Raw genomic sequence first — 19,221 nt, 5'->3', positions numbered from 1 at the left:
TCGCGGCCGAACGCTGTCGCCGTCGCCCTATCGAGCCGAGGTCGCGCGGTCGGAGGGGGTGGCGCGGATGCGGTCGATGAGTGCTTCCATGCCGGTCAGCCCGGCGTCCAGGCCGAGTTGCCGCATCCAGTTGTCGACCTGTTCGCGGCGCTCGGATTCCACCCGCAGGTTCAGGGCGGGGTTCGCCATGAAGATCCCGCCGTGTGATCCGCTCGAGTCTTCCGGCACTGGGGCCAGCCCGTCGGGATGCAGGAGAGCGGCTACGGCGTCGCCAGTGACGAGGTGCAGCTGCTGGGGCTGGGCAACGAGGACCTCTTCGACGTCGGCGAGGTCGGCAAGGGCAGCGACGACGGAGGGGGCGACGACCGTGCCGAGGATGCCTTCCAGGAGGCCACACAGGTCCGGCACAGGGTAGAAGTAGTCAAACTTGTGAGCACCAAGGGCTGCGGCGAACCTGTGCAGGCGGGAGATGACGTCGATCTGTACCTGGGCGACGCCTTGGTTGGCGGCGTAACCGTCGGGCAGTGCGACCGTCACCACGGCCTCAACCGGGAATCCCGCCGGTTCCTTGCTGCCGGCATGCCAGGCGAGTCGGGCCCTGCGGGACCGGTTGTGCCCGGCTCGGCGGAAGTGATGGAAGCCGTCGACTGCGCCGTGGCAGATGCCCAGCAGGGCGCGCGGCAGCGGCGAGTCGTTCAGTGCCTTCGCAAGCGTCGCGACGGTGCGTTCTGACAGGGGGCGCCATGCCGCTGCCTCGCCGATCGGCACGTTGATGCCTGTGCGGAAGATGAAGTCAGCAGTCGGGGACCCGTCGTTGTCCTGCGGAATCTGCGGGGACATGACGTGCTGCCCCATGGGGACGGCTTCAGCCAGGCGGTCCTCGCGTGCGAGGGCCAGGAGGCGGTCGCGGTCGGCTGAGGCGTTGCGGCCGCTCAGCCGGATCGGCGCCTTCATGTCCATCAGGAGCGGGCGAGGGGCAGTATTGGGATCGATCTTGATGACGATCACGCTCCGGCCGGAGCCGTCGTCGAGCGGCACCGTGAGGAACTTGGGCTCCCATGGCGGGTCGAACTTCTCGTAGCAGCCACTGACGATCTGGTCGAGCGCGCTCTGTGCGTCGACGCCTACGACCCGGTCTTCGCCGTCGGCGACGCGGTCGTTGACGCCGACCAAAATCATGCCGCCGTAGGTGTTGGCCATGGCGGCGATCGACTTCAACAGGCTGGAGGAGTACTCGCGCTTGAACTCCAGCGTCTGGCTCTCAACCTGATCCGGGCGCGCGGCCAGCGCCCGGATGCGTTCAATCGTCAAATCCGCCATCGAAGCAGCGAACAGTGGGGTAACCATCACAACATCATCCCTATCTTCCTCTCTCCCTGCTGCGAGTTATGCGGTGCGGACGTGACACATTTGCAGATGACCGCAGGACGTCTCATCCGGATCCGGGTCGGAGACGCGAGAGCCAGGTGCCGCCGGTCTTCTGCCCAGGCACGGCCTGGTGGTGGCCGTGGTGCTCTCGCACGACTGGCTCAACTTGCTCGGCTTGGCGTTCGGCGGTGATGGCGCGCTGCTTGCAGTCGTCGCACAGGTACGGGTGAGTTTCGCGTGGGGCGCCCCACCCGGCGGGCTCGATGGCCTTCCACCGTTCGTCGGTGAACCGGGTGCCGCAATCGGCGCGCACCGGACGGCGGGCCTCCCGCTCGCCCTTGTGCTGGACGGCGATGCGGCGCAGTTCCTCTTGGTGCTCCCGTTGGCGGGCGGCGTACTCGGCCGGCTTGCGGGCGTTGTGGGCTTCGCGGCGCGGATTGCCGATCGCCTCGAGGAGCGTCTGGTTGGGCAGCTGGCCGAAGCGCCGGAAGACCGCTTCGGCCGGGCCGCGCTCCTTCATGTACTTCATGCTGGTGACCAGGATGGGTAGCTTGCCGTCGTACATGTGGAAGCCGCCCCCATACCAGGTGCCCTTCCAGTGCCGCTCGGTGAGCTCGGCCAGCTCATCCTTCCAGACCTTGGGCGGGGGCTCACGGGACGCCCCAGGCGACAAGCTGGTCCGCTTCCAATCGCCGGCGGGTGTACAGGCGGCCGGGACCTCTTCAGGCGAGGGAGGGTGGACCTGCTCAGCGACCGCTCATGAGGAACAGGGCCGACGCCGGGTTGGCGAGGCTCGGGAACAGCTGCGCGCTATCGGCCGTCACTGTTCCCAGGGGGCTTTGTGCCCCTCGGGATCCAGTGCTGCGGCTGCACGAAGATCCCGTTCATTTCCCTTGGCTCGCTCGCGATCCCAGTAGGCGGTCCGCGCGGGGTCAGCATCAAGTGGCCGTCCCAGCATCTGATACATCTCAGTCCGTGCGCGAGCATGCTCATCGCTGGCCCGCGCCTCGACGGCGGCTCGGAGCTGGCGAGCAGCTTCAGCCTCCCCAATATGGTGCATATGGGCAAATGCCTGCGCGACGAAGGCCGCGCAGTCGTTCCAGCCCTTGCGTTCTGTCATCTGATAGGTGGCAATCACCGCAAAGAGCAGTAGTTCCTGAATTCCACCCTGATCGCCCCATACTTTTGGAGCGATTGCCTGCATGACGTAGGCGGCGCCGTAGTCCGCCCTCTCTCTCGGGTTGGGATCACGGCGGGCTTCGACCAGCAGGCCGTAAGCGTGTCCCTCTGGGTCCTCGAGACCAGCGAGCCACTCCTCTACATAGGCGCGGAGGTCTCGGCCAGCAACAACGTATTCGTGGTCGTCTGTCACGGGCACTTCCTGTTCGTCTAGTCCCTGTCTCCCTGTGCACACCGCACCGCCATTGTGGCGCTCACCACCGACAACACGGTCGTCCAAGATGTGTGGTCTCAGCGGCGGGTCGTGTACATGTGCAGGATGTCGCCCATGGACTCTTCCGTGCCGTCCGGGTTCTTCCGGATGCCGGGGGCCGTGTTGAAGCGCAGCGTGGGCCCGCGCTTGGTGAGCTGAACCCTGTCGAGTGCTGTGGGCCGGTCCGGGTGTCCGACGACGACCTGTTCGCAGCTGTCCGCGAGGTCCTGGTTGCAGCTGATCACTCGGCTGAGCTTGACCTCTTCGACGGATGTCCCTTGGCCGGGGATGAGTACGAGCTGGGCAGTGGGGCTGACCGGGAGCCTGATCTCGTGAGCACCCTCGAGGCCGAACCCTTCGTAAGCGTCACTCGGGGTTTCCGGGCGCCAGAGGACGAGGGGAGCGTCGGAGGTGAGGAAGATCGGCTTGCGGCTGGTCTCAAGTCGCCAGTGCCGAGCACGGAGATGCGGGATGCACACCTGGGCGGAGCTGAGCGTCAGGGTGACCGCGTCGTCGTGGGTGGGGTCGTTGCCGCCGTTCATCGCTCGCGTGCCGTGGTAGAAGTCCAAGGCACCCTGGGCTTCGGCTGCCCGTGGCGGGTGGCCGAGATGCACGCGGGTGAGGTACTCGGTTATCAGCTCCAGGTCGACCTCCCTGCCGTTCGCGTACGCGGTGATGTTGCGCCCAAAGAGCGCGACAGTGCGCTGCCTGGGCGTCCTGGTCATCTGCACAGTCAGGTAGAGGGAGAGCAGCTCGCGGTCGTCGGTACCGACGACCGGAGGCATTCCTGTCTCGTCTATTCGGCGCAGGGCGGCAAGCCCCTGTCCTTCCAGGCCGCTGAGCTCGTGCTCGATAGCCGTCGAGGGCATGCCGTTGTCGTCCGTGATCGTGTAGAAGCCAGTTTCGGCGGCGACGTTCTTGACGTTGGCAAGGTGCGTTTTTGGTGGGCACCGGCGCCTCACCCTGACCATGTCGCCTCGCCCGAACCGTGCCAGGTAGCTCTGAGGCACGTAGTGGTGAAGCTTCGGGTCTGACATCTCAGCCCCCGTCCGACTCATGACGGCGGGCTTTGTAAGCGTGGACTTCAGCAAGTAGGCCTTGAGTGGCTTGGAGTGCCTCATGTGGGCTGTGACGGGCCTGTGCCAGGTGATCCACTCGTTCGCGCACCGCGTCGTCGGTCATCGTGGACAGCCAATCGCTGATCGTCTCGCTCATGCCGCTTCCTAGCAGTGGGACAAGCATTTCAGCAAGGCCAGCGCGGGCGACCGCAGCCTGGAGCCGCTGTCCGCCTCGTTCTGCAGCGGACGCGGTCCCTGCATTTGGCAGTTCACTGCGAAGATCGTCGTGCCCAGCGGAGATGTCCAACTGTGGCGGTAACGGTGCAACATCGCGAGTCCCAGTAATGATGATCGGGATAGCCGTGGTGCGGACCCAGTCCTCCAGAAACTCCAGCTCCTTAACCGCGATGTTCCAGACGTCGGTGTGCGGACGCTGCAGCGACACCGTCGTCATGATGGAGAAGGGAATGTATCTATCACGCGGACCCGTCGCGATGATGTCGTTGATATGCAGTGGTCGTCCGCTGCCCGGCTGCGGTCGCCGCTCAAGGGGTTGGGGTACGGCAAGCTCGGCGTTCGGCGTATCGGGATACACCGCTCCAAGGCGGGCTGCCGCTACGGCCGGTCGCCGGTGTTTCGCCAGGTTGGTGTACTCGACCAGGATCTTGAGCGGGTGTTGGTCGGGAGTCTGACGTTGGAAAGGCTGCAAGGCCCGGATGCGTTGGGCAAGGGGAGCGTTGGGCTGCAGCGGTGTAAGTCCCCGCCTGTGTTTGTGGGTGAGCCACGATTCGAAGTCGGAGGGGCTGGTACTGGCAGGCATTTCCAAGCTTCGTGATTCCTGAGCCGTCAGGGGCCGTGGGAGGAGGTGCTCTACCTCGGCGTACACGGCGTGCTCGAGCGCAGCACGCAGCTGAGTGAGCGCGTCCGCGACCAAGCGGGGGATCGCTTCAGGCAACGGCGCAATCGCAACCACGACCGCGTGCATGTGATCGCCGTCAACGACGTTTCTGAGAGTGAGGGGCTCTTGGGCGGTGTAGTCGTGCACCATCCGTATGACGCGGTCGAGCGTTTGATCGACATGAGCCAAGGTCGCCGCAACGTGCAGCTGGTGGTCTGGCAACCAAGCGTAGTCCGCAGGAGTGCGGCTCATAGCTGAATACCTAACTAATCGTGCGTGGAGCGGGGCTGCGTCGACGCTGGCAGGCAGCGCTAGACAAGGTCTTCCAGCCGGGCGAGAAGACCGGCGGCGGCGACGGCCGCGACGGCGTCGGCCCGGGTCCAGGTGAAATTCTCGGTCGTACCGGCGTCGTCGTGCGGGGCTCCGCTGAAGAGGGCGTAGGCGGTCTGGGTGAGCACCGCCCAGCGTTCGTCCTGGTCCCGGTCGCCAGCCCTCTTCTTCATCGCCTGGTCGTGGAGCTTCCTGCTGTTGCAGGCATCGCGTACGGGATCGAGGGCTGCTCGTGCGAGGGCTACGGCGTGCTCGTAGCGCTGGTCGCGGATCGCGGCCTTGGCCTCGCGGATGCGACGAGCGGCGGTGGCCCGGGTCTCCACGGTGGTGAGGGGGAGGAGGACGTCGACGAAGGCGCCAGCGTCGAGCTGGATGAGGGCATTGCTCCACGTCGCGTGCGGGATGCGGATGATCTCTTGGCTTCGGGCGACGGGCCAGTGCTTCGCTTCGGCCAGGGCGGTCAGGGTGAGGTCGGCGCGCAGGGGCAGGTCGGCACCCGCGCGCGTCTTCTCCAGGCCGCGCAGCTGCCGGTCCGTCACGGTCGTTTCCAGCGTGAGGTGATTCTTGTACGGCTTCAGCGCGACGGGTCCCGTGGGGGCGTGGAGGGGGCCGATGTAGCTGGCGGGGTTGGGCATGTCGTGTACCGAGAGGCTGCCGGAGACGAGGAAGAGAGCGTCCACGGTGTAGTTGCCGCGGGCGGTCACCTCGAAGGTCAGGGCGAGACGGTGGACGTCCCAGCCGGGGGTGAAGGTCACGTCGTGCTGCGCCTGGACGTCGACGCTGTAGTCATTCACACCGAAGGGAAAGTCGGTCATCATTCCTCGCCTGGTTGAGCCCTTGCCCGATGTTCGCAGGCCAGTCGGCGGTAGGGCATCGGTTTTCGCGGGGTCATGGCGGCGTGAGCCGACGTTGGCGCCGGGACGGGTCTCAGTCGACGGTCAGCCCGCCACGGAGGCAGGCGGTGGCTGAACGGTCGGCTGAGTCCCGCCTGTTGAGAGCCGACCCGCACGCGGACCGCGGCCGGGCCCAGCCGGCGTCACCTGGTTGGGGCGGGAGAAGGCCCCTCGCGCGCTCTGCGCCTCACGTCGTATCCGCTCGGCGTCGCACGATGGCTTAGGCCCAAACGCCCTCATAGGCGGGTGAAACGCGGATAGAGTCCCCCTGCATTTGCTCGACTTCAAGGGGGTCCCTTTTGCGTGCTCGTCTTGCCGCCTCAGCCATGGCTATCGCCGTCGCGGGCGTCTTCTTCAGCGCACCGGCCGCGTCCGCGGCGACGCTGCCGTCCACCAACACCGCGCACCACTGTGTCCACCACACCACCGGGGCGTGCGGCTGGACGCATAACAAGAAGCCCGCGAACAAGTACGAGACCGCGAAGTGCAAGGACGACTCGCTGTCCTACTCGCGGCACTCCCAGGGCACCTGCTCCCGCCACCACGGCGTCCGCTACTGGTTCAAGTAACCCGCCACAGCACCCCAGGGGCCTGCTCCAGATGCCGGAGCAGGCCCCTGGGGTGCGTGACCCGGTCACAGGAGCGCCGGGCAGGGTTGCGCACGCCCGCTCGGACGAAAGGGGGCTCCCGTCCCGGCTCGGGGGTAACACGGAACGGGAGCCCTACGTCCATCTTCCTCGCCGTGCGGCCGACCGCACGGCCAGCACGCGGGCCGGCAGACTGCAGCGGTACCCCTACCGATCGTCCCCGCGCACTGGGCGCTTTCCGGTGGCCCAGCGGGTCCACGGCGGCGCGAGCCCGGCCCACGCCGGGCCCTGAGCACCCACTCCCGTACCCCAAGCGCACATCTCGCGCACCAACCGCGTCCCCGACAGGTACCGGCGCCGTGCATGAGCGGGGGCTACCACGCGCTCCGTTTCTCTACCACCAGTAGAGGAGAGCGGTAGAGTAAGAAACATGGCAGCAGACGAGACGAGCATCAAGGTGAGCACGGCCGCGCGGGACCGGCTCGCCCAGCTGGCGGCCGAGCACGGCACCACCATCCGCAGCCTGGTCGAGGACCTCGCGCAGAGCACGCCCACACAGGCCGAGTACGCCGAGCGAGCCGAGATGGCCCGCGCCGAGCTCGCCTCCGCTCTTGGTAGCGCGCCGAGCCCGGAGGCCGAGGCCAAGGCCCGGGCGCTGCTGGAGCGCCTGGGCGGCGCCGCGCACGGTCCGCGGGCGGCCGCGTAGTGGCGCCGATCGCGGTCGTCCTGGACCACACGACCGCGGGGGCGCTGTTCGACCCGAAGGATCCGTTCAACGAGGCGGTCGCCGCGTTCTACGTGCAGGCTTCCGGCGGTCTCGGGCATCTGTACGCGCCGGTGCTGTCGCTGACGGCTGGGGACGCCGAGCGGCCCGGGCTGCTCGGCTACATCAAGGGGCTGCGGTTCATCCGGATCGAGGCCTTCGACACCGACGCCGCGGTCACCGCCACCGAACTCCTGCGCTTCGGGCACTCCTGGGCCGCCGTCCACGCCATCCACGCCGCCCGCCCCTCCCCCACCCACCCCACCGGCCGGTACCTCCTCACCCTCACCCCCAAGGCCTACGCCGACACCGGCGTCCAAGCCGTCCACCCCGACCAGTAACCCGCCAGCAGCCCGGCCACAGAAGACGGCCATGTGCGCTGCACCGGTCCTCCCCTGGGGAGACGGGATCAGCCACCCTGGTCGGGAGCGTGTGCCGGGGGTCATGTCCGTGGGCTGCCAGCGGCCGGGAGGGGGGTAGGTGCGGCGGCCATCGGGCTCCCGGGCCGATCTGGTGGGTGACGGCGTCGGCTGCTCTGTGCGGGCCGGGGAGCTGGAGGAGCGGCCCAAGACGAGGCTGGACGCGCCGGAGGCCGGGACGGTCTGGGAGCCGGGCGAGGAAGCGTGGGAGGCGAAGCTCGCCGCCCTCTGTGGCCAACCTCAAACGGCCCTGGGCAAGGACCAGGAGCGGGCCCCGGTCGCGCGACGCAGCTGACGGAGATCGATCCGGACTGGGACTGTCCGTGGCCGCTGGACTGGCAACTCCCGTCCCCGTCCCCGTCGCCGGCGAGACGGGCGGCGTGCTGTCCGGCATCGCCCCCGGCGTTCTCATGGACGGCGATGACATCGGACGATGGCTTCAACGACAGGAACAGCCAGCCACCTGGAGCCAGCTGTCCACCGAGCAGCAGGAGCGGTTGACCGTGTTGAGCGTCAAGCCGCTTGAGGCGCCGTCTGCCGCCACGGCGGCCGAGCGTGTGGCGGTGGGTGGAACGGGAAGGGACGGGCCGGTCGGTGCCGCGCGGTCGGCGGCGAGGCGGAACCGGTGACGGTGAAGCTGGGTGTGTGGTGGTGCTCACGGATTCTGCGGACCACGGCGCCCGACGCGGCTGTTCGCCGGTGGGCCGCGATGGTGCTCCGGCCCGGCCGACCGTGACCGGCCGAGCCGGGCTTATGTCAGCGGCGCCGCTGGTCGGCCCGCAGTTCGAAGTCGCCGTAGCTGTTGTCGACCGGGTTGACCGTGACGCCCGGGGCGACGATCTCGTCGATGGCGTCGAGGACGTCCGAGGACAAGGTGATGTCGGCGGCGGGCAGGAACGTCTCCAGTTGCTCCATAGTGCGCGGTCCGATGATCGCCGAGGTGACACCGGGGTGGTTGATGACGAAGGCGACGGCGAGTTCGATCAGGGAGAGGCCGGCCTTCTCCGCCAGGACGGTGAGCTGTTCGACGGCGTCGAGCTTGCGCTGGTTGGCGGGGGTGCTGATGTCGAAGCGGGCCTGGGGGCGGGCGGCCGAGGCCGGTCCCTCGGAGGCGTTCTTGCGGTAGCGGCCCGAGAGCCAGCCGCCGGCGAGTGGGCTGTAGGTGAGGGTGCCCATGCCGTGGCGGCGCACAGTCGGCAGCACGTCTTCCTCGATGCCGCGGACCAGAATCGAGTAGGGCGGCTGCTCGGTGACGAAGCGCTCCAGGTTCCGCTCGCGAGAGGTCCACTGGGCTTCGACGATCTGCGAGCCGGAGTAGGAAGAGGAGCCGATGTAGTGGACCTTGCCCTGGCGGACGAGGTCGGTGAGGGCGCCGAGGGTCTCGGAGACGTCTGTGTCGGGGCTGGGCCGGTGGACCTGGTAGAGGTCGATGTGGTCGGTGCCGAGCCGCCGCAGGGAGTTCTCGACCGCGCGGATGATCCAGCGGCGCGAACCGCCCCGGTGGTTGGGGTCGTTGGGGTCCATGGGCATGAAGAACTTGGTGGCCAGGAAGACGTCCTCGCGACGGCCCTTCAGCGCCTTACCGACGATCTCCTCCGAGACGCCGGCAGAGTAGACGTCCGCGGTGTCGACGAAGTTGATACCGGCGTCGAGGGCGCGGTGGATGATCCGGATGGAGTCGGTCTCGTCCTCGTTGCCCCAGGGGCCGAACATCATCGCACCCAGGCACAGCGGGCTGACCTGGACGCCGGTACGGCCCAGCGGTCGGTACTGCATGGAGTGGTTCTCCTCTTTCGTGTGTGGGGTCAGTCGTTGCCGAAGGGCACGACCGTGCCGGTGGTCGTCCAGCTCGCGAGCAGGTTCAGGGCCTGCTGTTCTGGTGAGTCCGGCTCGGGTGTGTAGAAGTTGAGGCGCAGGCCGGGGTCGGAGGGCAGCTCCATCGCCTCGTAGGGCAAGGCGAGATCGCCGACGAGCGGGTGGTGGAGGTTCTTCACGCCGGAGCGGTGGAACTTCACGTCGTGCCGTGCCCACCTGCGGGCGAAGTCGCTGCTGCGGGTGGTCAGTTCGCCGATCAGGTCGGTGAGGGCCTTGTCGTGTGGCGCGCGGCCCGTTTCGGTGCGCAGGAAGGCGACGGCATCGTCGGCGCCCTTGTCCCAGTCGACCCAGAAGTCCTGGCTGGCGGGGTCGAGGAAGAGGAAGCGGGCGCTGTTGACCGGACCGCGCTGCGCGAACAGCGGTGAGTCGAACAGCGGCGCGTACAGCGCCCGGCCCAGGGTGTTGGCGGCCATGATGTCGAAGCGGGCGTTGCGGACGAACGCCGGCACGCCGGTCATCGAGTCGAGCAGCCGCAGGATCGTCGGCCGGACGCGTGAGGAGGTCACCGCCGGCCGCCGGCTGGACGGGCTGGCGGCGCGGGCCAGATCGTAGAGGTGGGTGCGTTCGGCCTCGTTGAGCTGCAGGGCGTGAGCGAGGGCTTCGAGGACCGAGTCCGAGGCGCCGGCGAGGTTGCCGCGCTCCAGGCGGACGTAGTAGTCCACGCTCATGCCTGCCAGCAGGGCGACCTCTTCGCGCCGCAGCCCCGTGACACGGCGGTTTCCGCCGTAGACCGGCAGCCCGGCCTGCTCGGGGGTGATCCTGGCCCGCCGGGTGCTGAGGAACTCCCGCACCTCGGCGGCCACGTCCTTCTTGGTGTGGTCGGTCATGCTCATTTCCTGGTGTGGGTGCCCGGCTGGGACCGGGTGCCGGACGACTGTGACCGGACTGCGCGCACAGCCGCTGTCGCTGCTGCTCATGGCGGCCGACCTGGATCCCACTGTCTTCGACCTGTGTCGTCTCCTGCCCGACGTACCCCCGGCCGACCTCAGGCCCCCAGCCCCGTGAGCACCCCCAGTGCAGGGCTCTTCCCGGCCTTGGGGGGATAGCTGGTCGACGGGCACCGGTGGGGATGCGAGCGGCCCGTCAGACGTGCAGATCAAGGCCATGGCCGCACGGCGGTCGTGCCCCTGCTCGAGGGCGGGTAAGGCGGCGGGCATCAGCGTGATCACCGCCCAGGTGATCACACTCGCCGGGTCGCTGTACCCGGGACGTACAGGCCCCAGCCGGCGTCGCCGGCAGTGAGCCAGCTCTCCGGCCCACCGCCCGAGGCGGTCGACAGCCCACGGACACCGAGCGGGCCGCCCACGAATCGAACGATCACAGCAGTACCTCCCTCAATCACTAGCGGGGCTCTCCCGCCCTCACCCCTGACAGCACCGGAGCGCTCGGGGGAAGGGATCCGGTGTGACCTGGACGCCGCCGGAACCCATGCTGAGCGCTCCCCTGCCCGGGCCCGAGCTGCGGCCGGGCTGGGCGGCGGAGCCGAAGTGGGATGGCTTCCGGGCCCTGGTGTCGGTCGACGCAGGCCGGGTGGTGCTGCGCTCCAGGCGCGGCACCGAGATGCTTCCGGCGTTCCCGGAGATTGGGGCCGGTGCCTCGCGGCTGCCGGACGCGACCGCGCTGGACGGAGAGCTGGTCGTATGGGACGCCGCGGGACGGCTGGCCTTCGAGCAGCTGCAGAGCCGGCTTCAGCGGCGCGGCGCCGGGGCGGGCAGGGCGGCTTACGAGTGGCCGGCCCACTTCGTCGCGTTCGATCTGCTGCGACTGTCCGGGACCGACACGACCGGATGGCCGTACCGGCGGCGCAGGGCCGCGCTCGAGTCCGTGTTCACCGCGCGCCGACTGTCGGCCCCGTGGGTGCTGTGCCCGTCGACCACCGACCCCGACACCGTGCGCGAGTGGCTGACGTGGGCGTCGGTCGGAATAGAGGGCGTGCTGTTCAAACGGCTGGACAGCGTGTACGAGCCCGCGGTGCGCGGTTGGCGGAAGTACAAGGTGCGCGAGACCACCGAGGCGATCGTCAGCGCGGCCACCGGCACACTCGCCGCTCCGCGCACTCTGCTGCTCGGCAGGTTCGACGACCGCGGCCGCCTTCAGTACGTCGGCCGCACCACCACTCCCACCCTGAGGGCGAGCAGCACGGTCACCGGGCTACTCACCCCGGCGCGGCGCGGTCATCCATGGACGGGCTGGTCGTTCTCCGCCGGGTGGGGCAGCCGGGAAACACTGGACACCACGCTGGTGGAACCGGAGCTTGTGGCGGAAGTCGGCGTCGACGTCGCCCGCGACGCCTCCGGCCGCTGGCGCCACCCCGCACGCTGGCACCGTGCCCGCCCCGACCTCTCCCCCACCGAAGTTCCCCAGTTCGAAAGCTGACCCACATGGCCGTTGCGCTCCGCGGGCGAGCCGGACAACGGTGCTATCCCGGCCGATCTCCGCACTTTGTCGGGCATCTGGGGAACTTGGTTGCGTGATGTCGCCTGCCGCTACGCCTGGAGTTGTGGCGATGCCCGGACTGTCAGCGATTCCACTCAAAGAACACCTGCAGCTAAGGACGAAGCACGCGATCTTCGTTGATCAGTTCGATCTGTTCGAGAATGATTGCATTCATCTGTACTCGAGCAGCCCTGGCAAGCTCCAGGGCCTCCAGGGTCTCCTCGCGCACTGGGATCTCCTCACCCATTGAACGCCGTAGGACATCGGCACGGAGTGCCTCCGTCGCGTCGCGTAAGCGGCCCAGAATTTGAGAGGCAGCGGCGTCTGTTGACCCGTCAGCACCGACTGAAGATGCGGCAAGTGCGGCTATGCCGCGCGGTTCTGAACTTTCTGGCGGGTGGTGCAGGGTGTTGCCGTCCCGTGCATACCGGGGCTATGGTTGCCGGTCATCGATCTTGAGCTTGGCTCCGGTGTCGGAGACGAAGACGACCAGGAGCCTGGCTGGCTTAGTGTGGCTGGCGTTCTCAGTGAGGACATGGTGGGCACCGGGCTGCTCGACCCAGTTCTCGCCCTGGTGGTAGGTGATCACTGGCTTGTCGTCGAGCTTGCTGCGCACGGTGCCTTCCAGGACGTAGGCGTAGACGAACGCCTGGCCGTGCCGGTGCGGCAGCGCGCTCGCGTTGGGCGGGAAGGCGACGAGCGCTGAGGTGAACGTCTTGCCTTTCACATTCGCAAGGGCCTGCTGGAGCAGCGGCGTGAAGGTCTCGACAGGGCGCGTCGATGACATGGCAGCAGGCGATGCCGCGGCGGCGGTCGTCCCCTTGGTGTGGGTGGGCTGGTCCGAGGTTGAGCAGGCCGTGGCCGCAGTCAGCGTGGCAATGCCCAGGAGGCCGACGGCGATGCGCATTCCGATCACGATGGGTCTCCTGTTCAGTCTTCCGTGACGCGGATGATCGTCTTGCCTGGGGTGGGCTTGCCGGGAGCGAAGGCGGAGGGTGCTTCGGCGAGCGGCCGAACGGCACCGACGAACGGCTTGAGCCGGCCGTCCCTGAGCCGCGCGGCAAGGTCGGCGAGCCGAGCACGATCGGGTTCGACGACGAAGAAGACCGCCCGACCCTCCCTGGGCCGGACCTTGGGCGGCATGACGATGGTGACCAGCGTGCCACCGGGGCGGACCAGAGCGGCCGAGCGGTCGAGAGTGTCACCGCCGATGACATCGAACACGACGTCGACCTCACCGACGTCCTCCAGCCTGTCGGTCTGCAGGTCGACGAAGGCGTCGACGCCGAGGGCGAGTGCCCTGTCCCGGCCGGAGGCCCGACCGGTGCCGATGACGCGGGCGCCGGCCTCGCGGGCGAGCTGTACCGCGATCGAGCCGACGCCGCCCGCGGCGCCATGGATCAGGACGGTTTGGCCCGTGGCGAGGCGGCCGTGGTCGAACAGACCCTGCCAGGCGGTCAGCCCGGAGATCGGCAGTGCGGCGGCCACGGTGTGGTCGATGTCCGCCGGCAGCGGGGTGAGGTTGCGGGCCTCCACCGCGGTGTACTCGGCGAGCGTGCCGTTACGTGCCCAGTCGGCCAGGCCGAACACCCGCTGTCCGATACTCAGGCCGGTGGTGCCGAATCCCAGCTCGGCGACGACACCGGACAGCTCGTGCCCGGGCACGCTCGGCGTCCGGTCCCGGCCGGCGCGATCGGTCCACGTGGCGGGCCAGTCCAGCTCGCCAGGGGTGAAGCCGGCGGCGTGCACCCGGACGATGACGTCGTTCTCAGCCGCATGGGGGTAGGGCATGTCGGTCAGGGACATCCCGGCAAGGCCGGCGTCACGATCTCGCACAGTGATGGCTTGCATGTAGGTCCTTACTGCATAGGGGCCCCCCGAGCGCACAGCGCTTGCGCGCACGCTCGTCGCGGCTGCAGGTGGATGTATGCCGTGACGCTTGATCGATCTCACCTGCTCTGGCGTCTTCCTTACGGCGCCCGTTGGACGTTCTCATCAGGAAGACGAGGTGGCCCCTTCGGGTGTGACAGCTCAGATGCGCACGAGTTTGTCGGGATTGAGGACCCTGCGGTACGCGGTGATCAGCCCATCGGTGATCTGGACCGTGTCGACGGAGTAGACCCGGCCCTCCCGATGGAACACGAGAGCGAGCTCACCGCCGACCTCGGCGAGGTCGATGCGGTCCGGGCACCACTGCCGCCCTACGCGCACCATGACCTCGGCGACGCGCTCGCCGCCGTGAATGGGCTTGTGTGCCGCCGAGACCTTGCCGCCGCCGTCGGTGACGTAGACGGCGTCCGGGTGCAGGAGCCTGACCAGGCCGGCCAGGTCCCCGGCCTCGTAGGCGGCGCGGAAGACCACGAGGACGCGTTCGCGCTCGGCCTTCGACGCCTGAGGCGTGGACTGCTTCGCCTTGGCCACCCGCCGTCGTGCCCGCGAGGCCAGCTGCCGGGCTGCCGGCACGGAGACATCCAGCGCTTCGGCGATCCGGCCGAACTCAAGACCGAAGACATCGTGCAGGACGAAGGCCACTCGCTCCGGCGGGCTCAGCTCTTCCATGATCAGGAGCATGGCCGAGCTGACGGACTCGTCGACGAGTACCGGTTGCGACGCGTCCGGCCCTGTCAGCAGCGGCTCCGGCAGCCAGGGCCCGACATACGTCTCCCGACGGAAGCGGGCGCTCTTGAGGATGTCGTACGACCGTCGCGCGGCCACCGTCACCAGCCAGGCCCGCAGATCACTGATGTCCTGCAGATCCGCTCCGGCCGCCCGCACCCACACGTCCTGGGTGACGTCCTCGGCGTCAGCCACAGTCCCTAGCAGCCGGTAGGCGGCGCCGAAGACCGCGGGCCGGTGCCTCTCCCATTCGGATCCGAGTGGATCCTGCTGCCTGCACCGTCCGGGCCCGTGCCCGTCACCCGTGTGGATCGCAACCTCCTGGATGCAACGTAGCCATTTCGATCTCAGGAGCTTCATAGACGGCTCCGGAGAAGCGAGCCGACCTGCTCCGACACGGCAGCCGTAAGTCCTGACCAAGCTGTTTTGGTGGATGTGTCGGCGTAGGACGTGCGGTGGTCAGCAGCGGGAGCGTTCGCTGCGAGGTCCGCTTTCCCCGCCCGTGCGTACCGGATGGCCGGTGCGCCTGTGAGCACCTGATCGTCCGGGGTGCAGGGCCGCGTCCAAGGACAGCGCCCTGACGAAGCCGACGTACAGATTGGTCGCTCAGCGATCCGACCGTCGGCAGGACGCGAAGCAGACCCACGACCTACACGGCGAAGATCACTGTCAGCACGGTGACCGGCGGGCACCAACGCTCCCGATACAACGGATGGATGCGCTTGCCGTGGCCATCAGCACCACATGGGCGCAGACCAGCAGGGCGAAGGCCGCACCTCGTCTGAGACGACGCCCGTCGCGAGGGCCACTCATACGTTTCATGTCGTCGCCTGTCATGGCACCCCGGTCAGCTCGGCCAGGGTGCGCCCATGATGCGCTCGACCGTGGTGGTGCGCTGGAAACCGGGAAGGAAATGCTCCAGCACGTCCGCATTGACCGTTCCGTTCGTGGTCTCCGGGCGGTGCTTGAGCCCCTCGACGTAGACCTGCAAGAACTCGTTTTTGAAGTCGCCCCGCGGATGGACGGCGGTGATCTCGTCCACCTGGCTGTTATCCAGCTCGCTGAGGCCCAGGCCGAGCACGTCGGTCAGGACCCCCAGGTTCGTCATGGCGATCTCCGGGCCCATCCGCCCGGGAATCTCCGGGGTCGTGTGCAGCGCGATCGCCGTCCACACCACGTCGGAAGGGAGTAGGTCTGAGAACAACGGACCGCCCAGACCGATAGCCATATGAGTTGACGGCCATCGTCTGGCGACTGCGCTGACCGCGGTACCCAATCGGACGGTAGCGCCGAGAGCCGGTTCGCCGCGAGCGCCGCCTAAAATCCGCCCGCGACAAAAGCCCCCGAGGAGTTGATCATGCTAGAGCGATGCGCCGAAAAAGAACGCGCGAAGCTCGCGGGCCTGGCCGGCGAGGAGTACAACGCACGGTGGGCGCGTTGGCGTAAGGCATCCGAGGCCGCCCAGGCGGCCATCACCGCGCACGCCGAGGCGTCCAGGGAGAGTCTCTACGAGCTGGAGTAGGCCTTCAAGAAGGCGGTCCGGCATGCCCCGCAGGATCCAGCCGAGTAGCCCACTGCCAGAAGCTAGCTTCATGGGTCCAGGCCTTGAGTACGTCGCCGGTATTCTTGCTCATCAATCGGTCGATAGATGAGCGGATGCTTCTATCGATGCCTGCCTCCGCCAGTAGGCGAGTTGGTCCTTCGTTCTCCGGGTATTGCGATGATTGGGGCCGTCCTGTTGCTGCCGGTGGACCAGTAGTGCGGCCAGATCCTCCGCAGCCCCGGCCGCGTCTCCAGCCTTGCCCCGCCTATTGGCCATCCAGTAAGCAAGCTCGTTCTGCGCACGCAAGTTGTCTGGATGGTCGGGCCCCTGGATCCGCTGCCGGTCGGTGAGCAGTTCGGTCAGGGTCTCCACGGCTCTGGCCACGTCTCCAGCCTCTCCCTGCCACCGAGCCAGTCCTAGGCGGGCATCCAGGGTGTCTGAATGGTCGGGCCCCTGGATCCGCAGATGGTCGGTGAGTAGTTCGGCCATGGCCTCGGCGGCCCCAGCCGCGTCTCCGGCCTCTCCTCGCCAGTGGGCCAGCCAATAGCGAGCATCAAGGATGTCTGAATGGTCCGGGCCTTGGATACGCATCCGGTCGGTGAGTAGTTCGGCCATGGCCTCGGCAGCCCCGGCCGCGTCTCCGGCCTCTCCTCGCCAGTGGGCCAGCCAATCGCGGGCAACCAAGGTGTCTGGATGGTCCGGGCCTTGGGTGCGCATCCGGTCGGTGAGTAGTTCGGCGAATGCCTCGGCGGCTCCAGCCGCGTCTCCAGCCTCTCCCCGCCATAGAGCAAGATCTGTGCGAGCGCTGAGAGTGTCTGAATGGTCTGATCCTTGGATACGCAGTTGATCGGTGACGAGCTCAGTGAGGGCCTCCACGGCTCCGGCCGCGTCCCCCGCTCGCCCGCGCCACTTTGCCAAGCAGGTCCGATCGTTCAGAGTCCAGGGGTGGTCTGGGCCGAGAGTCCGGATCCGGTCTGGCAGGAGCTCGGCCAATTCTTGCGCAGCTCCGGTGGCATCCCCCGCCCGCCCGCGCCAGTCCGCAATGGTGTGGCGGGTTGCCAGAGTGTATGAATGGTCTGGTCCTTGGATGCGCAGTTGGTCGGAAAGCAGCTCAGTGAGGGCCTCCACGGCTCCGGCCGCGTCTCCAGTTGCTCCCCTGACTCTGGCCAACCAGTAGCGGGCATCCAAGGTGCCTGGATGGTCGGGCCCGTGCACCCGCAGGTAGTCCATGAGCAGTGCGTCTAGGGCCTTGGCAGCCCCTGCCGCATCTCCAGCCCTCTCCTGCCACCTAGCAAGCATGGTGCGAGTGCTGAGCGTGTCGGAATGATCTGGGCCTAGCTTCTGCAGCCGATCGGTCAGTAGTTCGCCTAGTACCTCTACCGCCCCGCGTGCATCGCCAGCCTGACCTAGGTTCTTGGCAAGGTGGTCCCGAGCATCAAGGGTGTCAGGGTGATCCGGACCTAGAGATGCCCGAGTCTTGCTCACCAAATCCTGAAAATAGTTTGCCGCAGCGGTGAACTGACCTGCTTCGCTCAAGCTAGCGCCTGCGTGCATCAGAAGATGGTGGGACTTGCCGCCACTGAACAGGGCGTCTCCAGCGCAGTGGATGACGGCTTGCGCATTGACTCTCAGGTTCTGAGCCAGCGGAGTATACGCAAGCTTGCCCTCGGGCCAGTCCGCAAGTAGGGCGTCACCGGCGGCACGGGCAGTCGTGCCCTGGTCCTGAGGACTGAGAGCATCGCGAGTGGCACGTTGGATCAGTTGGTGAACGCGCACTGATTGGTGTGGACGGTCGGGATCGTGGTCGATAAGGCTCAGACGGTGCAGGGCGCGGAGCGCGCCCCACGCGTCAACCTCCGTCACTTCGTCCGTGGCGCTCTGGTCGGCTATGGCCCGAGCCCGATGCACGGCAAGGAAGGCCCGGGCGGGGCCACTGGTCAGGACGCTCTGGGGAAAGCCGTTCGGGTCCAGCATGGCCATGAGTTGAAGCATGGGGCGGGCGAGGCCGGCGGGGTTGAGATTGTCAGCGCGTTCGACTGACAGCGACCAGGTAGCGCCCACGGGGGTGTTCTGGTCGTCTGGCAGCGTCCCGGGCTCGGGCAGCATGCTGGCGAGGCTGGTGGCGCGGTCGGCGAGCCGGCGGCGGTAGCTGGGGCACTGCCGGTTAGTACACCGCGAGCAGCCGACGGGAATGTCGGCATCGAGGATGTAGGCAGCAGCCTGCGAGAGGGCCAGCGGTAGGTATCCGAGGTCCTGGGCCAGCGCGCGGAGCTCGTCCGGGTCATCGTGCCGTCCGTGTTCGGCAAGGAAGTCAACCAGATACGCGACTGCCTGATCCGGAGTGAATACCCCGAGGGCGACCCGAAGTCCAGGTAGAGCGGCATCGCGGCGCCGCGTGGTGACCACCGTGCGGCCGTACGGATTCTTCGCCGGCCACAGCCCGTTCACGTCAGCGGGGTCTTCCACATCGTCCAGTACGACCAGCCACCGGCACACGGGCTGGGATCCTGGCGGCTTAGGTTCAAGCCATCTCAGGAACGCCTGTGCGGATCGCTCGGGGTCGCCAGGCTCTAGGGCGAGGAGTTCTTCGGCAGCCTGAGCGAAGGCGGAGACGATGGCGGGGCGGCTGCTAGCGCTGACCCAGACCAGCACATCCAATTCGTCCCCGGTCCACGCCTGCCGCGCGTAGTGGGCGGCGAGTTGGGTCTTGCCGACGCCGCCGGTTCCGCGTAGCACCTGGCACAGCACCGCGGTGCCGCTGTTGGTCACCGCGGCCCGCAGTTGGTCGGTCTCGTCTCGTCTCTGGAAGGCCTCAGCTTCGCGGGGAAGGACACCGACCTGGTGCGGCCATGGAACCGGCTCCCGCCCATGCACGTGCACAGTCGTGATGTCGCCGCTGTGATATCCGCTGATCGATACTCCTGCTGGCCCGGACGTCGCTTTACCTGTGTCCCGAACCTCGATACCCCGCCGTCCGGCCATGCCGCCCCCCTGCTGCCACGG

The 19,221-nt window shown here is 67.8% G+C and carries 20 protein-coding genes and 1 pseudogene; 8 read left to right on the top strand and 13 right to left on the bottom strand.

The genetic code is table 11. The features are described 5' to 3' along the window. Positions 1-27: 27 nt before the first annotated feature. From ACFQ9Z_RS35015 to ACFQ9Z_RS34990, 6 genes are all read right to left on the bottom strand, one after another. Positions 28-1,347 carry a helix-turn-helix domain-containing protein gene (locus ACFQ9Z_RS35015; RefSeq protein WP_383029550.1) on the bottom strand — a complete coding sequence of 440 codons (1,320 nt, stop codon included), beginning with the start codon at positions 1,345-1,347 and terminating at the stop codon, positions 28-30. An 85-nt stretch (positions 1,348-1,432) separates the two neighbouring features. Continuing rightward, positions 1,433-1,933 carry a hypothetical protein gene (locus tag ACFQ9Z_RS35010; RefSeq protein ID WP_383029548.1) on the bottom strand — a complete coding sequence of 167 codons (501 nt, stop codon included), beginning with the start codon at positions 1,931-1,933 and terminating at the stop codon, positions 1,433-1,435. Between the two features lie 255 nt (positions 1,934-2,188). Further along, entirely contained in the window at positions 2,189-2,740 is a 552-nt protein-coding gene (locus ACFQ9Z_RS35005) for a hypothetical protein (RefSeq protein WP_383029546.1), read from the bottom strand. Positions 2,741-2,838: 98 nt separating this feature from the next. After that, the gene (locus ACFQ9Z_RS35000) at positions 2,839-3,921 is read right to left on the bottom strand and encodes a DUF4238 domain-containing protein (RefSeq protein ID WP_383029544.1); all 1,083 of its coding nucleotides are present in this window, start codon (positions 3,919-3,921) and stop codon (positions 2,839-2,841) included. Beyond that, a complete protein-coding gene (locus ACFQ9Z_RS34995) occupies positions 3,839-5,008 on the bottom strand; it encodes a hypothetical protein (RefSeq protein WP_383029542.1) in 1,170 nt (389 codons plus the stop codon). The genes ACFQ9Z_RS35000 and ACFQ9Z_RS34995 overlap by 83 nt, the downstream gene beginning before the upstream one ends. Positions 5,009-5,067: 59 nt before the next feature. Continuing rightward, positions 5,068-5,901 (bottom strand): hypothetical protein, encoded by an 834-nt coding sequence (locus ACFQ9Z_RS34990; protein WP_383029540.1) that lies wholly within the window; start codon positions 5,899-5,901, stop codon positions 5,068-5,070. Between the two features lie 404 nt (positions 5,902-6,305). On the opposite strand from ACFQ9Z_RS34990, the gene ACFQ9Z_RS34985 reads away from it, so the two are divergent. The 5 genes from ACFQ9Z_RS34985 (at position 6,306) to ACFQ9Z_RS34965 (ending at position 8,377) form a co-directional block, all read left to right on the top strand. Next, on the top strand, positions 6,306-6,548 hold the full coding sequence (locus tag ACFQ9Z_RS34985) for a DUF3761 domain-containing protein (protein ID WP_383029537.1): 243 nt from the start codon (positions 6,306-6,308) through the stop codon (positions 6,546-6,548). A gap of 448 nt (positions 6,549-6,996) precedes the next feature. Continuing rightward, positions 6,997-7,272, top strand: coding sequence for a hypothetical protein (locus ACFQ9Z_RS34980; RefSeq protein ID WP_383029535.1), 276 nt, complete (start codon positions 6,997-6,999; stop codon positions 7,270-7,272). Further along, the gene (locus ACFQ9Z_RS34975; RefSeq protein ID WP_383029532.1) at positions 7,272-7,670 is read left to right on the top strand and encodes a hypothetical protein; all 399 of its coding nucleotides are present in this window, start codon (positions 7,272-7,274) and stop codon (positions 7,668-7,670) included. The genes ACFQ9Z_RS34980 and ACFQ9Z_RS34975 overlap by 1 nt, the downstream gene beginning before the upstream one ends. Before the next feature lie 139 nt (positions 7,671-7,809). Then, positions 7,810-8,043, top strand: coding sequence for a hypothetical protein (locus ACFQ9Z_RS34970; RefSeq protein WP_383029530.1), 234 nt, complete (start codon positions 7,810-7,812; stop codon positions 8,041-8,043). 28 nt (positions 8,044-8,071) lie between these two features. After that, positions 8,072-8,377 carry a helicase associated domain-containing protein gene (locus ACFQ9Z_RS34965; RefSeq protein ID WP_383029528.1) on the top strand — a complete coding sequence of 102 codons (306 nt, stop codon included), beginning with the start codon at positions 8,072-8,074 and terminating at the stop codon, positions 8,375-8,377. 127 nt (positions 8,378-8,504) lie between these two features. Here ACFQ9Z_RS34965 and ACFQ9Z_RS34960 read toward each other — a convergent pair whose 3' ends face one another. Both ACFQ9Z_RS34960 and ACFQ9Z_RS34955 read right to left on the bottom strand, forming a co-directional pair. Next, the gene (locus tag ACFQ9Z_RS34960) at positions 8,505-9,524 is read right to left on the bottom strand and encodes an aldo/keto reductase (RefSeq protein ID WP_383029525.1); all 1,020 of its coding nucleotides are present in this window, start codon (positions 9,522-9,524) and stop codon (positions 8,505-8,507) included. 29 nt (positions 9,525-9,553) lie between these two features. Then, complete coding sequence (locus ACFQ9Z_RS34955) at positions 9,554-10,450, bottom strand: helix-turn-helix transcriptional regulator (RefSeq protein WP_383029523.1); 897 nt, start codon at positions 10,448-10,450, stop codon at positions 9,554-9,556. Between the two features lie 49 nt (positions 10,451-10,499). On the opposite strand from ACFQ9Z_RS34955, the gene ACFQ9Z_RS34950 reads away from it, so the two are divergent. Both ACFQ9Z_RS34950 and ACFQ9Z_RS34945 read left to right on the top strand, forming a co-directional pair. Beyond that, positions 10,500-10,628 carry a hypothetical protein gene (locus tag ACFQ9Z_RS34950; RefSeq protein WP_383029521.1) on the top strand — a complete coding sequence of 43 codons (129 nt, stop codon included), beginning with the start codon at positions 10,500-10,502 and terminating at the stop codon, positions 10,626-10,628. Positions 10,629-11,027: 399 nt separating this feature from the next. Beyond that, positions 11,028-11,999: an ATP-dependent DNA ligase gene (locus ACFQ9Z_RS34945; RefSeq protein WP_383029518.1), complete on the top strand. Its 972-nt coding sequence runs from the start codon at positions 11,028-11,030 to the stop codon at positions 11,997-11,999. A 493-nt stretch (positions 12,000-12,492) separates the two neighbouring features. Here ACFQ9Z_RS34945 and ACFQ9Z_RS34940 read toward each other — a convergent pair whose 3' ends face one another. The 4 genes and pseudogenes from ACFQ9Z_RS34940 to ACFQ9Z_RS34925 all read right to left on the bottom strand — a co-directional run. Continuing rightward, positions 12,493-12,966, bottom strand: coding sequence for a cupin domain-containing protein (locus ACFQ9Z_RS34940; protein WP_383029690.1), 474 nt, complete (start codon positions 12,964-12,966; stop codon positions 12,493-12,495). A gap of 23 nt (positions 12,967-12,989) precedes the next feature. Further along, positions 12,990-13,910 carry an NADP-dependent oxidoreductase gene (locus ACFQ9Z_RS34935; RefSeq protein WP_383029688.1) on the bottom strand — a complete coding sequence of 307 codons (921 nt, stop codon included), beginning with the start codon at positions 13,908-13,910 and terminating at the stop codon, positions 12,990-12,992. A gap of 180 nt (positions 13,911-14,090) precedes the next feature. After that, positions 14,091-15,035 carry an RNA polymerase sigma factor SigJ gene (sigJ, locus tag ACFQ9Z_RS34930; protein WP_383029516.1) on the bottom strand — a complete coding sequence of 315 codons (945 nt, stop codon included), beginning with the start codon at positions 15,033-15,035 and terminating at the stop codon, positions 14,091-14,093. Between the two features lie 487 nt (positions 15,036-15,522). Then, positions 15,523-15,858 (bottom strand): annotated as a pseudogene (locus ACFQ9Z_RS34925) (diguanylate cyclase); the annotation flags it as partial. 174 nt (positions 15,859-16,032) lie between these two features. Between ACFQ9Z_RS34925 and ACFQ9Z_RS34920 the strand changes: the two are divergent. Next, complete coding sequence (locus ACFQ9Z_RS34920) at positions 16,033-16,197, top strand: hypothetical protein (RefSeq protein ID WP_383029514.1); 165 nt, start codon at positions 16,033-16,035, stop codon at positions 16,195-16,197. A 111-nt stretch (positions 16,198-16,308) separates the two neighbouring features. On the opposite strand, the gene ACFQ9Z_RS34915 is transcribed toward ACFQ9Z_RS34920, so the two are convergent. Next, on the bottom strand, positions 16,309-19,200 hold the full coding sequence (locus tag ACFQ9Z_RS34915) for a tetratricopeptide repeat protein (protein WP_383029511.1): 2,892 nt from the start codon (positions 19,198-19,200) through the stop codon (positions 16,309-16,311). Between the last annotated feature and the right edge of the window lie 21 nt (positions 19,201-19,221).

It is taken from the genome of Streptomyces sp. NPDC056580 (assembly GCF_042793175.1).
Taxonomy (GTDB): Bacteria; Actinomycetota; Actinomycetes; order Streptomycetales; family Streptomycetaceae; genus Streptomyces.
Note: the sequence above shows the minus strand (reverse complement) of the source record. Positions and strands in the feature narration are given on the sequence as shown.

Coding starts and splice junctions, on each gene's coding strand:
- ACFQ9Z_RS35015 (WP_383029550.1), bottom strand. CDS start 1,347: ATGGTTACCCCACTGTTCGCTGCTTCGATGGCGGATTTGACGATTGAA.
- ACFQ9Z_RS35010 (WP_383029548.1), bottom strand. CDS start 1,933: ATGTACGACGGCAAGCTACCCATCCTGGTCACCAGCATGAAGTACATG.
- ACFQ9Z_RS35000 (WP_383029544.1), bottom strand. CDS start 3,921: ATGAGGCACTCCAAGCCACTCAAGGCCTACTTGCTGAAGTCCACGCTT.
- ACFQ9Z_RS34995 (WP_383029542.1), bottom strand. CDS start 5,008: ATGAGCCGCACTCCTGCGGACTACGCTTGGTTGCCAGACCACCAGCTG.
- ACFQ9Z_RS34990 (WP_383029540.1), bottom strand. CDS start 5,901: ATGACCGACTTTCCCTTCGGTGTGAATGACTACAGCGTCGACGTCCAG.
- ACFQ9Z_RS34985 (WP_383029537.1), top strand. CDS start 6,306: ATGGCTATCGCCGTCGCGGGCGTCTTCTTCAGCGCACCGGCCGCGTCC.
- ACFQ9Z_RS34980 (WP_383029535.1), top strand. CDS start 6,997: ATGGCAGCAGACGAGACGAGCATCAAGGTGAGCACGGCCGCGCGGGAC.
- ACFQ9Z_RS34960 (WP_383029525.1), bottom strand. CDS start 9,524: ATGCAGTACCGACCGCTGGGCCGTACCGGCGTCCAGGTCAGCCCGCTG.
- ACFQ9Z_RS34955 (WP_383029523.1), bottom strand. CDS start 10,450: ATGACCGACCACACCAAGAAGGACGTGGCCGCCGAGGTGCGGGAGTTC.
- ACFQ9Z_RS34940 (WP_383029690.1), bottom strand. CDS start 12,966: ATGCGCATCGCCGTCGGCCTCCTGGGCATTGCCACGCTGACTGCGGCC.
- ACFQ9Z_RS34935 (WP_383029688.1), bottom strand. CDS start 13,910: ATGCAAGCCATCACTGTGCGAGATCGTGACGCCGGCCTTGCCGGGATG.
- sigJ (WP_383029516.1), bottom strand. CDS start 15,035: ATGAAGCTCCTGAGATCGAAATGGCTACGTTGCATCCAGGAGGTTGCG.
- ACFQ9Z_RS34920 (WP_383029514.1), top strand. CDS start 16,033: ATGCTAGAGCGATGCGCCGAAAAAGAACGCGCGAAGCTCGCGGGCCTG.
- ACFQ9Z_RS34915 (WP_383029511.1), bottom strand. CDS start 19,200: ATGGCCGGACGGCGGGGTATCGAGGTTCGGGACACAGGTAAAGCGACG.